Origin of the sequence: Bacillus sp. JJ864 (genome assembly GCF_036963045.1) — a bacterium.
GTDB lineage: Bacteria > Bacillota > Bacilli > Bacillales > Bacillaceae_G > Bacillus_A > Bacillus_A pseudomycoides_C.
This window is the reverse complement of record NZ_JBALLY010000018.1, coordinates 646-1,198: the sequence shown is the minus strand read 5'-3', so window position 1 is coordinate 1,198 and position 553 is coordinate 646. Positions and strand designations below refer to the sequence as shown.

The 553-nt window shown below is 35.6% G+C and carries 1 protein-coding gene; it reads right to left on the bottom strand.

Annotated elements, in window-relative coordinates:
- A partial coding sequence (locus V7024_RS03650) for a PQQ-binding-like beta-propeller repeat protein (RefSeq protein ID WP_335515815.1) occupies positions 1–553 on the bottom strand: 553 nt, incomplete at both ends.

Below are 553 nucleotides of genomic sequence, written 5' to 3'. Positions count from 1 at the left end.
TATCATGAGCATAGAGAGAATTAGTCTTGTCATCTGTAATTAAAGTATAAATAATTCCATCTTTTGAAATGAGCATAGAATTGGTTCCGACTTTTCCTTCAGAAATTTTGTTTGATGCCCATTGTTGTTCCCCATTTGAATTGTACGCTTCTAATTTATTTGTCTCTGTATTACGCACATAAATGATACCTTTACTATCTATGATAGGTGTATCTTGGATATTCACATTGTTCACTTGCCATTTTATTGATCCATCTGGATTTACAGCAGTGAATTTCATACCCGCAACATAAATTGTGCCATCTTTCGCAATAACTGGTGTAGTATGTGCTGTTACCATATCCTCTTTAACCCATTTGATAGAGCCGTCTTTATTAAATGCATATAACTTACCATTTTGATTTGCTGCATATACAGTGCCATCTCGGCTAATTGCTGGCGGGGAAGAGAATGACTGTACAAGATTTCCGTTGGAACCATCGTTAAAGTAAAGTTTGTATTCCCATTTCACTTTATTCACATCTGTTCCAGCATATGGTGAGTTCTTGTTCCA